This window comes from Imperialibacter roseus (genome assembly GCF_032999765.1).
Taxonomy (GTDB): Bacteria; Bacteroidota; Bacteroidia; order Cytophagales; family Cyclobacteriaceae; genus Imperialibacter; species Imperialibacter roseus.
Genome location: NZ_CP136051.1, coordinates 3,929,719 through 3,941,550 on the forward strand (window position 1 = coordinate 3,929,719; position 11,832 = coordinate 3,941,550).

The 11,832-nt window shown below is 49.0% G+C and carries 12 protein-coding genes; 7 read left to right on the plus strand and 5 right to left on the minus strand.

Going from position 1 to position 11,832, the window contains the following annotated elements; all coding sequences use genetic code 11:
• Positions 1–51 precede the first annotated feature (51 nt).
• Both RT717_RS16440 and RT717_RS16445 read right to left on the minus strand, forming a co-directional pair.
• A complete protein-coding gene (locus RT717_RS16440; RefSeq protein ID WP_317487471.1) occupies positions 52–390 on the minus strand; it encodes a HepT-like ribonuclease domain-containing protein in 339 nt (112 codons plus the stop codon).
• Positions 359–676 (minus strand): nucleotidyltransferase family protein, encoded by a 318-nt coding sequence (locus RT717_RS16445; RefSeq protein ID WP_317487472.1) that lies wholly within the window; start codon positions 674–676, stop codon positions 359–361. The genes RT717_RS16440 and RT717_RS16445 overlap by 32 nt, the downstream gene beginning before the upstream one ends.
• A 217-nt stretch (positions 677–893) precedes the next feature.
• Between RT717_RS16445 and RT717_RS16450 the strand changes: the two genes are divergently transcribed.
• A complete protein-coding gene (locus RT717_RS16450) occupies positions 894–1,955 on the plus strand; it encodes an oxidoreductase (RefSeq protein WP_317487473.1) in 1,062 nt (353 codons plus the stop codon).
• Positions 1,956–2,255: 300 nt separating this feature from the next.
• On the opposite strand, the gene RT717_RS16455 is transcribed toward RT717_RS16450, so the two are convergent.
• Positions 2,256–3,662 (minus strand): MATE family efflux transporter, encoded by a 1,407-nt coding sequence (locus RT717_RS16455; protein ID WP_317487474.1) that lies wholly within the window; start codon positions 3,660–3,662, stop codon positions 2,256–2,258.
• A gap of 475 nt (positions 3,663–4,137) precedes the next feature.
• Here RT717_RS16455 and RT717_RS16460 point away from each other — a divergent pair, with 475 nt between their 5' ends.
• The gene (locus RT717_RS16460) at positions 4,138–5,634 is read left to right on the plus strand and encodes an SLC13 family permease (RefSeq protein ID WP_317487475.1); all 1,497 of its coding nucleotides are present in this window, start codon (positions 4,138–4,140) and stop codon (positions 5,632–5,634) included.
• A 91-nt stretch (positions 5,635–5,725) separates the two neighbouring features.
• Here RT717_RS16460 and RT717_RS16465 read toward each other — a convergent pair whose 3' ends face one another.
• Positions 5,726–6,160 (minus strand): YHS domain-containing (seleno)protein, encoded by a 435-nt coding sequence (locus RT717_RS16465; protein WP_317487476.1) that lies wholly within the window; start codon positions 6,158–6,160, stop codon positions 5,726–5,728.
• An 82-nt stretch (positions 6,161–6,242) separates the two neighbouring features.
• Here RT717_RS16465 and RT717_RS16470 point away from each other — a divergent pair, with 82 nt between their 5' ends.
• Genes RT717_RS16470 through RT717_RS16485 form a run of 4 tightly spaced genes read left to right on the plus strand, consistent with a single transcriptional unit; the run spans position 6,243 to position 9,114 of the window.
• On the plus strand, positions 6,243–7,232 hold the full coding sequence (locus RT717_RS16470) for a sugar phosphate isomerase/epimerase family protein (RefSeq protein WP_317487477.1): 990 nt from the start codon (positions 6,243–6,245) through the stop codon (positions 7,230–7,232).
• A 9-nt stretch (positions 7,233–7,241) separates the two neighbouring features.
• On the plus strand, positions 7,242–7,727 hold the full coding sequence (locus RT717_RS16475) for a YdeI/OmpD-associated family protein (RefSeq protein WP_317487478.1): 486 nt from the start codon (positions 7,242–7,244) through the stop codon (positions 7,725–7,727).
• Between the two features lie 8 nt (positions 7,728–7,735).
• The gene (locus tag RT717_RS16480; protein WP_317487479.1) at positions 7,736–8,323 is read left to right on the plus strand and encodes a Crp/Fnr family transcriptional regulator; all 588 of its coding nucleotides are present in this window, start codon (positions 7,736–7,738) and stop codon (positions 8,321–8,323) included.
• Between the two features lie 50 nt (positions 8,324–8,373).
• A complete protein-coding gene (locus RT717_RS16485) occupies positions 8,374–9,114 on the plus strand; it encodes an SDR family oxidoreductase (RefSeq protein WP_317487480.1) in 741 nt (246 codons plus the stop codon).
• 189 nt (positions 9,115–9,303) lie between these two features.
• Here the strand turns inward: RT717_RS16485 and RT717_RS16490 are convergent, their stop codons facing one another.
• On the minus strand, positions 9,304–9,558 hold the full coding sequence (locus RT717_RS16490; RefSeq protein ID WP_317487481.1) for a hypothetical protein: 255 nt from the start codon (positions 9,556–9,558) through the stop codon (positions 9,304–9,306).
• Between the two features lie 128 nt (positions 9,559–9,686).
• On the opposite strand from RT717_RS16490, the gene RT717_RS16495 reads away from it, so the two are divergent.
• Complete coding sequence (locus RT717_RS16495) at positions 9,687–11,819, plus strand: PQQ-dependent dehydrogenase, methanol/ethanol family (RefSeq protein WP_317487482.1); 2,133 nt, start codon at positions 9,687–9,689, stop codon at positions 11,817–11,819.
• Positions 11,820–11,832: the final 13 nt, after the last annotated feature.

Below are 11,832 nucleotides of genomic sequence, written 5' to 3' on the forward strand. Positions count from 1 at the left end.
TCGATTGAAACGACTACAAAAGTTTGACGGTTCTTGGGAACCTTATGCTAATCAATCACCACCCAACTTACTATCTATCTCTTTCTTTAGTAGCGGCAGGTGTCTTGTGACTATCGACCAAATGATGGAATCATCGATATCATCATAAGCATATATAATCCTGTTTCTCATACTTATAATTTGATGAGCATGATTTATTTCGTTGTTGCCTGATTCCTTTAAAAATTTATTGACCGCTTCGCCAATAATTCCAAGATGACGTTCGACCGCCGCCCTTGTTCTTGTATCTTTTTCATAGGCAGCAAAGGAGGCGACATCTATCGTGAACTGTTCGATAAGAAGGATCGATTTAAAAATATCAGATAAGAACTTTTTCTCTCTCTCGGTCATATACGAGCTTCTTTGTCCGATCAATATTGGCTTTGAGAATGGGGTTCCTAATTGAATTCTCGGTCAGCAGGTCTACCCTTCTTTTAAAGAACTCCTCAAACTTGTCCCAAAGAGAAAGCAAAGCTTCGCCTCGATCGGCAGGATCGTCAATATCAAGAGAAACGACGATGTCAATATCGCTTTTTATAGGGTCAAATTTGTCGGTAATAGACGAGCCGAAAGCATAAATCTTTATCACGTTATGCGCCCTGCACAACTCAATAAATTCTGTTTCACGTTCTTTCATTAAGGATATTATATCCATAGTCAAATATACTTAAAAATTCGGATGTCGTAGCTGCGTGGCTTACGATGTAAAAAGAGAGCTACACCCATGCTCTATCCCCTGACAGACCGGATCAATATTTCCCACTGCAAGGTGTGGTTCCTGACAACCCCAAAGCGGCAGGTTCTTTAAACCACACGCCCATTGCTCTCGTCTTTTTCTTTCCTACCTTCGAGCCATGGCAAACAATCCCCTTAATGTAGGTCTGATCGGCTTCGGAATAGCTGGCCAGGTATTTCATGCACCCATCATCGTCAGTGTGCCCGGGCTCCACCTCCATAAGATCCGTGAGTCGAGGCCAGGTAATATTGCTCTGGCCAATCAGCGGTTTCCTCAAGCCACAGTGGTGGCAGATGTCGAAGACCTTTTCAAAGACCCTGCCATTGACCTAATTGTGGTGGCGACGTCAAATACCTCTCACTTTGAGCTGACCAAACGAGCCCTGGAGGCCGGTAAGCATGTGCTGGTGGAAAAGCCGTTTACCATTACCTCTGCTGACGCCGATGAGCTGATTGCTATAGCGAAAAAATATAATTGTGTTCTCACCGTGCACCACAACCGACGGTTCGATGGCGACTTCAACACAATAAGAAAGATTATCAAGGAGGGCTTGTTGGGCACTATTGTAGAAATGGAAATCCACTACGATCGGTTCCGCAACTACCTGAAGCCCAATGCGTGGAGAGAAGAAGATTTGCCTGGCTCCGGCATTTTGTACGATCTGGGCTCGCACCTGATCGACCAGGCACTTACCCTATTCGGAATGCCCAAAGAGGTATCAGCTTTTACAGCCCACCAAAGAGCCGGCTCCAAAACGGTGGATAATTTTGAAGTTATTCTGCATTACCCTGCACTAAAGGTGACGCTAAAAGCCGGCATGCTGGTAAGAGAGCCTGGCTATAGGTTCGTAATTTATGGTGACCAGGGTACGTTCGTGAAAAGCGGCATTGATGTGCAGGAAGAAGCATTGAAGGCCGGAAAGATTCCCTCTGAAACACCTAACTGGGGAGTGGAACCAGAGGAGATATGGGGCAAGATCAACACCAACTACAAAGGCATGCATATGATAGCCAAAATAGAATCAGAGGTGGGTGACTACCCGGGGCTGTACGCTAATGTGCGGGATGCCATCAATGGGACCGGCAGACTTGAAGTCACAGCCGGGCAGTCCAGAGATGTGATCCGCATCATAGAGCTGGCCATGCAAAGCGCCACCGAGAAAAAAACTGTAGCGGTCTAATAATGGTGAATGTCCATTGTGATCCTCTATTGGGACATCAGCATCCCTTTCCTCACCAGCGTCATGTCGACCCCGAGGTACGAGGGAGACATCCCCTGGGTGATAGCAGTGATTTGACCCAGATCAAGGAGACTCCGTTCCACGTCGGCCCCACTACGCTGCGAAGTCACCTTACATTAAAATGGCCAGTGTCTCCACTGGCCATTTTTATTAGAAGCTTGTCAATTATCTGTAAGGGCACCCAGCTTTAGCTAGTTTAAACATCGTTTTTCCTCGTGTCTTCACGAGCATTGCCAGAGGCTACACCTGCACCGTCTTCCATCTGCCTCTTCTGAAAATGATCACCCCAATGATCGCAAGCAGAGAGTGAGCCACTGCAATGGCCCAGAAGACTCCTGAAGGCCCCCACTCCATCGTCACTGCCAGCCAGTAAGCAAATGGAATCTGGAAGATCCAGAAAACAAAAATATTGATCACAGACGGCGTTTTCGTATCACCAGCACCATTAAATGCCTGGATCAACACCATGCCATAGGCAAAAAACACATACCCCAGACATATAATCTGAAGGCTTTGCGTCCCAAAGCTTACTACGGCCTCATCCGGTGTAAATACGGCAATCACTTCTTCAGCGAAGATCAGGAAAACAGCTCCTACAATCCCGAGAAAGATCACGTTGATCAATGCAGTTCGCCAAACAGAGGTCTCCGCCCTGTCGGGTTTCAAGGCCCCCAGGTTTTGTCCCACCAGCGTACCAGCCGCATTGGCAAGCCCCCACGATGGCATAAGGGTAAACACCAGCACCCTGAAGGAAATCGTGTAACCAGCCAGGGCCGACTCACCAAACAGCGACATCACCCTCATCAGAAATATCCAGCTGGCTGACTCAATCAGAAACTGACCTACCCCTCCAATGGAAACCTTGACCATATTTTTCAAGATATCCCATTTAACAACCAGAGACTTGACTGTTATTTTGATTCTGGAATTACCCCTGAAAAGGTGATACACCTGAAACACTACACCAATAGACCGGCCCGTGGTGGTGGCAATGGCGGCTCCCTCCACGCCCATGGCAGGTATTGGCCCAAAGCCAAAAATAAACAGAGGATCCAATACGCAATTGATGCTGTTAGCGAGCAAAAGCGCCCACATGGCAATGCTTGCGTCACCAGCGCCACGGAAAATAGCGTTGATCAAAAAGATCAGCATCAGTGACACATTCCCGAGGAAAATCCATCGGGTATAGCCATATCCCTCGGCAATCAGCTCGGGACTGCCTCCCATTATCTGAAGGATCTCCCGGGCATAAAAAGCGCCAGCCAGACCGATAACAAGTGCAAATGAGAGTCCGAGAATTACAGCCTGCACTGCTGCCACAGAGGCTGCCTGAGGGTTTTTCTCCCCAATACGCCGGGCTACGGTAGCAGTAGCCGCCATACTCAATCCAACGGCCACTGAATAAACAATCATCATCACAGATTCAGTGAGACCGACGGTGGCTACTGCGTTGACGCTTACTTTGCTTACAAAGAATACGTCGACCACAGCAAAGATTGACTCCATGCTCATTTCAATGATCATTGGAATCGACAACAGAAAGATGGCTTTATTAAGATTGCCTTCGGTAAAATCCTGCTCGCCGCCTTTTAAAGCTTCGAGAAAATAGCGCAAATATTTGCGTAGGGAATAGTATAGTGATGTCATTACTTGTCAAGAATTAAAAAAAGAAATGTGAAAAAGGAAAAATAGTGACCAGGGGTGGTCTACCCATAAAAGCGGATTAAGCCTTCGAGGGAATGGTATCACAGATTCGATTTCGTGTGATACAAAGGGTCACAATATCCTTGACGAGTTTCATAATGGGTACAATGTTAGGGAGTTTTTTCGAAAGGCGAAAAAGAAAGTTGATAAAAGTGGGGAGTGGAGGAGTGGAGGAGTGGAGACGGAAGACTGAAGCTGACCCATTGACACTGACCATCCCTAAAGGGAGCCAAAGGATCACCACCATCATGCAAGACCGGTTTAGCATCAGTTGCCGTTTGCTCTCTGCTCACTTTCGTCACAAGTCTGAGTGTCTGAATATCCGAATATCGTGTACTTTCGACTCCGGCCTCCGGTCTTCTTCCTCCCGTCTCACCTCCCCTTTCCTTTCTCCCCTGCCCTTCCTATCTTTTCACGCATGAACATTGACCTGAAAGGCCTGCTGGCCTCCAAGCGCCTATTTATCATCCTGGGGCCGGGCCTCTTCATTTTGCTGCTGCTCTTTGGTGGGCCAGCTGACATGGAGCCAAAAGCCTGGACAGTTGTGGCCTGCACCGTATGGATTGCTCTTTGGTGGCTCACCGAAGCCGTGCCCATCGCCATCACCTCCCTCCTGCCTATTTTGCTCTTCTCCGCTACCGGCGCCATGCCAGTGTCCTCGGTAACAGGTTACTACTCCAACAATATCATTTACCTGTTCATTGCCGGCTTCATCATTGCCCTGGCCATGGAAAAGTGGAACCTCCACCGGCGCATTGCACTCAATATCATCAAGCGCACTGGCACCAACCAAAAACAGATTCTATTGGGCTTCATCCTGGCAACGGGCTTCCTCTCCATGTGGATCTCCAACACAGCCACCACCATGATGATGCTCCCTATTGCCCTCAGCATCATCGACCAGCTGGCGAAGCTGCTCAACAAGCCCGGCGATTCCACCTCTTCCCATTTCGGTAAAGCACTCGTCATTTCCATCGCCTATGCTGCTTCAATAGGTGGCATAGCGACTATCGTCGGCACGCCTACTAATCTCATATTTGTGGAAGCAGCAGGCCAGTTCTATGGTACCGAAATCCCATTCGATCTGTGGTTTTTCTACGCTCTCCCACTTACGATACTTTTGGGTGCCTTCCTTTGGTGGGACCTCAGCCACCGGGCATTTAAACTAAGCAGCATTAAAGTAAAGGGCTCCAAAGAAATCATTGACGGCGAACTTCGGCAGTTGGGCGCTATGGGCTACGAGGAGCGCTGGGTGATGGTGATTTTCTCTTTTGTGGCCATCGCCTGGATTTTCAGGACCTACCTGATCGCTCCTATCTTTCCTGGAATCAACGATACCAGTATTGCGCTTATCGGCGCCACTGTCCTTTTTCTGGTGCCAGGCCGACAGACCAAAGGAGAAATGATCATGGACTGGCAAACTGCCAAGCGATTGCCCTGGGAAGTAATCCTTTTGTTCGGCGGTGCCTTCTCGGTGGCAGGCAGCTTCCAGGAAACCGGCCTTACTGCCTGGATCGGTGGACGGCTCACACTATTAGAAAACGTGCATCCGTTGCTGATGCTACTCATCGTGGTGGCGCTGGTGAATTACCTCACGGAGCTTACCCAAAACATGGCCACCTGCACACTGATGCTGCCCATTCTCGCAGGGCTGGCCCAGGCCATTGGCGTGCACCCTTACGGCCTCATGGTGCCCATGACCATTGCTTCGTCCTGTGCTTTCATGCTGCCCGTGGCCACGGCTCCCAATGCCATTGTGTTTGGCTCCGGCACGCTGCAAATGAAGGACATGGTGAGGGCTGGCGTTTGGCTCAATATTTTCGCTACAGTGCTCATCAGCGTTTACACCTACTATGTGCTGCCCGCCATTTGGGGATTTGATTTTAACAGCTTTCCGGAGGCATTCGTGAAATAACAATGTGGTTGTGGCGGGTGTCTTCACTTTTTGTCGTGGCAGGTGTCTTCACCGCCACCTAAACCGTTTTGCCAGGTGTCTTCACCGTCGTCTAATACCTGCTCTTCAACCTTTCCCAATTTTCGGCAGCTACCTCAATATACTTTTCCGGATCGGCTCTCCACATTTCCTGCACCCGGTCATTGTAATTGAGGTAGAGCTTACCTTGGTGAATCGTCCAGCAATTGGGATCAGTATGGATTTTGTAGCCATTGTGGGTGCCATAGGCACAAAAGCCACCAAACTGTGGAGCAAACTTTTCCGGGTGAGCGGCGAACTCACCTCTATTGGCAGCACTGCTGAAATACCATTTCGCTCCATGCCAAACATGTACGAACTCCTTTTTCCCCTCTGCCGGCTGTCCATTTTGAAAATAGGCCACAGCATCGTAGCCGTTGATAGCCCCTTTGGAATTGTGGAATACCGCCCCCCTTTTCCTGCGCAAAGCGGACATCAATAACTCGAACCGAAGAGAAAGAGAGGCCATGAGCGTTATTGTTCTTTTAACGGACAGTGATTTTAAAACAAAAAACCCGAAATTGGATCAACGCAAACCTACTTCTTTCGAAATGAACAACAACAAATCCTTTGCCGTGTCCCGCCGTTCTTTCCTTCAAAAGGCGGGACTCACAGGATTGGCACTGCCTCTCGCTGGTCATCAGCTTTTCAGTAATAACACAACGCCCCTCTCCTCACCTGCACCTTTTATTAGCACCAACACCATTAGGATGCACAAAGTGGCGGTTTTCTCCAAAGCGTTGCAATGGACGGAGCTGAACCAAATGGCGGATATGGTGGCCGAAAGCGGCATCGATGGACTTGACCTTACCGTGCGTCCGGGCGGCCATGTGGAGCCGGAGCGGGTAAAAGACGATCTGCCCAAGATAGCCGAAGCCATGAAAAAGGTGGGCAAGGAGATTGTGATGATGACAACGGCCATTGGGGGAGCCGACGAGCCTTACACCAAAGACATCCTCACCACAGCCGGACAGCTGGGTATCGGGTTTTATCGCATGAACTGGTACAGCTACGACAAGCTGCAAAGTATAGACGATAACCTCCAGGCCTTTGTGAAGCGCATGGCAGCTTTGGCCGAAATGAACAAAGCCAACAATATCAAAGCCGGCTACCAAAACCATGCAGGTACTGGCTTTGGTTCGCCGGTGTGGGACCTGGTGCAAGTGCTCCGGCAGGTCAACTCTCCCTGGGTAGGCAGCCAATACGATATCCGCCATGCCGTGGTAGAAGGTGCCAACTCCTGGCCACTGGGGTTTGATCAGGTACAACCCTTTATAAATACGATTGTGATGAAGGATTTTTACTGGAGCAAAAACAACGACAAATGGAGTGTGACCAATGTGCCGCTGGGGAAAGGCATGGTGGATTTCAAAGCTTACAAAGACAAAGTGGCAACCTTGTCGCCGGTGTTGCCCATCACCATTCACCAGGAATACGACCTGGGAGGTGCCGAGCATGGCAACCGCAAGGCCAACATCACCGAAGCCCAAATGCTGGCAGCGATGAAGAAAGACCTGGCCTTTGTGAAAAACAATATTTAATCTACTACTATGGCTAAACCACAAAAATTCACTTTCGATGCCGTTATTCAAAAGCATGGAGACATAGATGCAGCCTATGTTGAATTTCCATACAGCACCGAAGAGGTGTTTGGCAAAAAGGGACAGGTAAAAATTGTGGCGGTATTCGACGGCAAGGTGACCTACCGGGGGAGCCTTGCCAATATGGGCTTGGGTTTCCACATGCTGGGCCTTACCAAAGCCGTACGCAACGACCTGGGTAAATCCTTCGGCGAGAAGGTCTCGGTGGAGCTACAGGAAGACACCGCTCCCAGGGTGGTGGAAGTACCAGCCGACGCTGCCCAACTGCTGGCAGACAACCCTAAGGCCGCCGCCTTCTACGAAAAACTTTCCTACACCGACAAGAAAGAGTACATCCGCTGGATTGAATCCGCCAAGCGGGAAGACACCCGGCAAAACAGGCTGGTGGCTTTTATTGAAAAGCTATCCGTAGGGAAAAAGTTGGTGGATAAGTAAGAAAGGACATGCTCCCGAAAGACGTCTTATATAATGTAATTTCCAGGATAGCACCCGTTCCAGAAGAGGAGCTCGACAAGCTTTTCGGTTTATGCCATAGCGTGGAGCTAAAGAAGGGAAGCTTATTTGTCGCAGCTGGCGACATCCCCAATAAATTCGGCATTGTGGTATCTGGCTTGTTTCGCTACTACTACCTTCAAGAGGGGGGCAATGAGTTTACCAAGGGGTTCTTTTCTGAAGGCAGCTTTCTAAGCTCTTACAGTGCGACAATAGCTGGCACACCTTCCCATTTCAGCATCGAAGCACTTGAAAATTCAGAAGTGCTTGTTTTTGACTATGGCAAATGGGAGGCACTTCGAGCCGGACACCCAGGCTGGAACGAGTTTCTGATCACAGTGCTGGAGGAAGCCTTTACGAAGAAGGAAACCCGAGAAAGAGAGTTTTTGCTTTTTGATGCTGAAGAACGATACCGGTTGTTCCTGAAAAGATACCCCGGACTGGAAAAGAGAGTCAGGCAGCATGTTATCGCTTCCTATCTCGGCATTACCAATGTGGCGCTAAGCAGGGTAAGAAGAAAAATGGGCGTGTTAACATAGGTTAATGCATGTGCCGCCGTGTTCCATTTGCTTTGTTAAAAAAAGTAAAGATGGAACTGATCAACAACACAGTGCTGATTACAGGTGGTAGCTCTGGAATAGGACTTGAGCTTGCGCTGCAGCTAGCTAGAAAAGGCAACAAAGTGCTTATTTGCGGAAGATCGGCCGACCGGCTGGAAAAAGCAAAAAACCTTGAACCAGCACTCAACATATTTGCCTGCGACATATCGACCATCGAAGGACGCACTTCGCTAGTCAATTGGGTAAAACAAAATCACTCCGACTGCAATGTCCTCGTCAACAATGCCGCTGTTGTTCATAACACCAGCTTTTACGAAGATGAAAGCATGGTTGAAAAAGCAGCACTGGAAATTAGCACTAACCTGCTTGCGCCTATCGCTTTGAGCAAAATGTTCTTGCCGATCATCGAACAGCATTCCGGATCGACCATCATCAATATCACTACTGGTTTAGCCTTTACCCCACGGATGGACTACCCCATTTACAACGCCACCAAAGCAGGCCTCCACTCCTTTTCTCAGGTATTGAGAGAGCAGCTAAAGCGTAACGACATCGGTGTAGCAGAAGTGATGATGACGGTAGTAGACACTCCCTGGCACAATGGCCATCCACCCAAAATAGCCATTTCCCCGACAGAAGCGGTGACTGAAATGATAAAGAAACTTGAAAAGGGGCAGAAAGAAATCAAAATTGGCAAGGTAAAGCTGCTGTATCTGCTGTCGAGGTTGGCCCCGGCATTTGCCTTTAGGAAGATCAATGGGTTGAAGTAATTTGACTTTGGCGTTGTCCCCTTGCAAGCCTGCCTCCCAGCGCCACATGCGTACTGCATGGACAAACGAAGCTATTCATGATTAAAAAAAAAGACGGCTCGAATTTTTCTGTTGCAACAAATAAACAACCTCCTCGTCCCCACCTCATAACTCCGCTCTCGGAACTCTGCACCTCTCTGCCGCATCTTTTTACTCCGAATTCGATGTTCTGAGGTGCGGCGTCGCAGATAAAAGGTTCAAACTAGCATCTTTTTGCTCGGCATTCGAAGCTATTAATCCCTCATCGCATCTTTTTGCTCCGGCTTCGCACCTTTTTGTTCCGGTGTCGGTGCCCGGAGCTCCGGCGTCGATGCTTTTTACTCCGGTCTCCCATACCGGAAGTGGGGGTACCCACCTCTGAAGTGGGTAGGGGTGCTTCTGAGGTGGGTACATTAGCCTTGCCATTTTTGAAACTTTCTGTCACGGGACAGACCAAGGGGAAAAATAGCTATTAAAGATAGCTATTCCTATCTTCACAAATACCAGCTTTTTTATTGTACCTTTTTTAGACTGCTTCCTTAACCAACCCAACCATGAAATTGTCATTTTCTAGCTGGCGATCGTCCGTTGCTGCGTCAATATTATTAATCACCATTATTTTCTGTCAATGTAGCCAAAAAGCCGAGCCAGGTTCGGAGGCCCATATTCGGAACGTCACTTCCGCCATTGACGACAAGTACCTGACGAAAGCAGATGCCAGCCCAGGTAACTGGGTAACTTATGGTAAAAACTATGCTGAAGACCGATTTAGCCCCCTCAACCAAATCAATAAAGAAAATGTTGAGCGACTTGGCCTTGCCTGGTCACTGAACCTTGGCACCACCCGTGGTATCGAAGCTACGCCACTTGTAGTCGACGGAGTGATGTTCCTGACTGGTCCCTGGAGTGCGGTATATGCCGTGGATGTGAGAACGGGTAAAAAAATCTGGACTTACGACCCTGAAGTGCCTCGCAGTACGGGGGAAAAAGGCTGTTGTGATGTAGTAAACCGGGGGTTGGCCATGTACAAAGGAAGTTTGTTTGTCGGTACCTTCGATGGCCGGTTGATCTCGCTTGATGCCGCTACCGGCAAGCCACTTTGGGAGAAGCTTACTGTGGACACCACTAAATACTACACCATCACGGGTGCGCCCAGAGTAGTAAAAGGCAAAGTAATTATTGGTAATGGCGGTGCTGAGTACGGCGTCCGAGGCTATATTACGGCTTATGACGCCCTAACGGGCGAACAGGCCTGGAGATTTTATACCGTTCCAGGTGATCCATCAAAGCCTTTTGAGTCGAAAGCCATGGAAATGGCAGCTAAAACCTGGTCAGGTGAGTGGTGGAAATACGGAGGCGGCGGCACCGCCTGGGAGGCCATGGCCTTCGACCCCGAATTGAACTTGTTTTATCTCGGCACGGGCAATGGTTCACCCTGGGATTGGTTTCACCGAAGCAATGGTGAAGGTGACAACCTCTTTTTGTCGTCGATTGTGGCGATCAATCCTGACAATGGGGAGTATGTATGGCATTACCAAACTACGCCGGGTGATACCTGGGACTACACTGCTACCCAGCAGCTGATTCTTGCCGATTTGGAAATAGAAGGTCAAAACAGAAAGGTGGTGATGCAGGCTCCAAAAAATGGCTTTTTCTACGTCCTTGACAGAATCACCGGAGAGCTGCTATCTGCAGAACCTTACACCTACATGAACTGGGCCACACATGTCGACAAAACCACCGGCCGCCCTGTAGAAACTGACTTTAGCAGGTACAAGGAAAAAAACACGGTCATTTCACCGGGGCCCAATGGCGGTCACAACTGGCACCCGATGGCATACAATGCTACGACTGGCCTGGTGTATATTCCAGCTCATATCAATAATCACTTTTATGGCCACGACTCCAACGGAGCCACAGGCACAAAACTGATTTCCACATTTGTCGATGGCCTGGACATACGATTTGATCCTTCTTCGCCGGAAAATATGCATACAGGACATTTGCTGGCCTGGAACCCAAGTACTCAAAAAGCAGCCTGGGTTGTGAAATATGAAGGAACCAATCCGTTCCAGGGTCCGGTTAATGGTGGGGTGGTGACCACTGGCGGTGGTCTTGTGTTCCAGGGCACGGGCGATGGCAGATTGTTTGCCTATGATGCAGCAGATGGAACTCAGCTTTGGGAGCATGAATTGGGAGGCGGCGCCGTGGCTCCACCCATTACTTACCTCGTAGACGGTGTGCAATATGTGTCTATCGCTGTAGGTTGGGGTGGTGGGCCTCCCGCACTCTGGAACAGATTTACCGATGATATATACCCAGGTACTATATTCAGCTTTGCGCTGGATTCAATTCAGTCTTTCCAAGCTAAAGGAGTTGGCAGAAGAACCGAGCTAATTGATCTGGAAGTAACCGCAACTGCCGACCAAATCAAACGAGGGCAGCAAATATACGGCGCCAACTGTCTGGGTTGCCATGGCCCCATGGGAACAAAAGGGGGATCCATTCCCAGCCTGGTATATTCAGCAGAAGGCACCTTTGGTATCATTGAAGATATTGTATTGAAAGGCATTTTCTTACCGAAGGGCATGCCTGATTTTAGTGGGAGATTAAGTGCGGAGGACGTGAGTGATATTAAAAACTACCTACTGAGTTCTGCTAAAGTGATGAAGGAACAAGGGAATTGAGAGACGTTAAGGT

Coding starts and splice junctions, on each gene's coding strand:
- RT717_RS16485 (WP_317487480.1), top strand. CDS start 8,374: ATGGAACTGATCAACAACACAGTGCTGATTACAGGTGGTAGCTCTGGA.
- RT717_RS16460 (WP_317487475.1), top strand. CDS start 4,138: ATGAACATTGACCTGAAAGGCCTGCTGGCCTCCAAGCGCCTATTTATC.
- RT717_RS16465 (WP_317487476.1), bottom strand. CDS start 6,160: ATGGCCTCTCTTTCTCTTCGGTTCGAGTTATTGATGTCCGCTTTGCGC.
- RT717_RS16440 (WP_317487471.1), bottom strand. CDS start 390: ATGACCGAGAGAGAGAAAAAGTTCTTATCTGATATTTTTAAATCGATC.
- RT717_RS16495 (WP_317487482.1), top strand. CDS start 9,687: ATGAAATTGTCATTTTCTAGCTGGCGATCGTCCGTTGCTGCGTCAATA.
- RT717_RS16450 (WP_317487473.1), top strand. CDS start 894: ATGGCAAACAATCCCCTTAATGTAGGTCTGATCGGCTTCGGAATAGCT.
- RT717_RS16490 (WP_317487481.1), bottom strand. CDS start 9,558: ATGGCAAGGCTAATGTACCCACCTCAGAAGCACCCCTACCCACTTCAG.
- RT717_RS16475 (WP_317487478.1), top strand. CDS start 7,242: ATGGCTAAACCACAAAAATTCACTTTCGATGCCGTTATTCAAAAGCAT.
- RT717_RS16470 (WP_317487477.1), top strand. CDS start 6,243: ATGAACAACAACAAATCCTTTGCCGTGTCCCGCCGTTCTTTCCTTCAA.
- RT717_RS16445 (WP_317487472.1), bottom strand. CDS start 676: ATGAAAGAACGTGAAACAGAATTTATTGAGTTGTGCAGGGCGCATAAC.
- RT717_RS16455 (WP_317487474.1), bottom strand. CDS start 3,662: ATGACATCACTATACTATTCCCTACGCAAATATTTGCGCTATTTTCTC.
- RT717_RS16480 (WP_317487479.1), top strand. CDS start 7,736: ATGCTCCCGAAAGACGTCTTATATAATGTAATTTCCAGGATAGCACCC.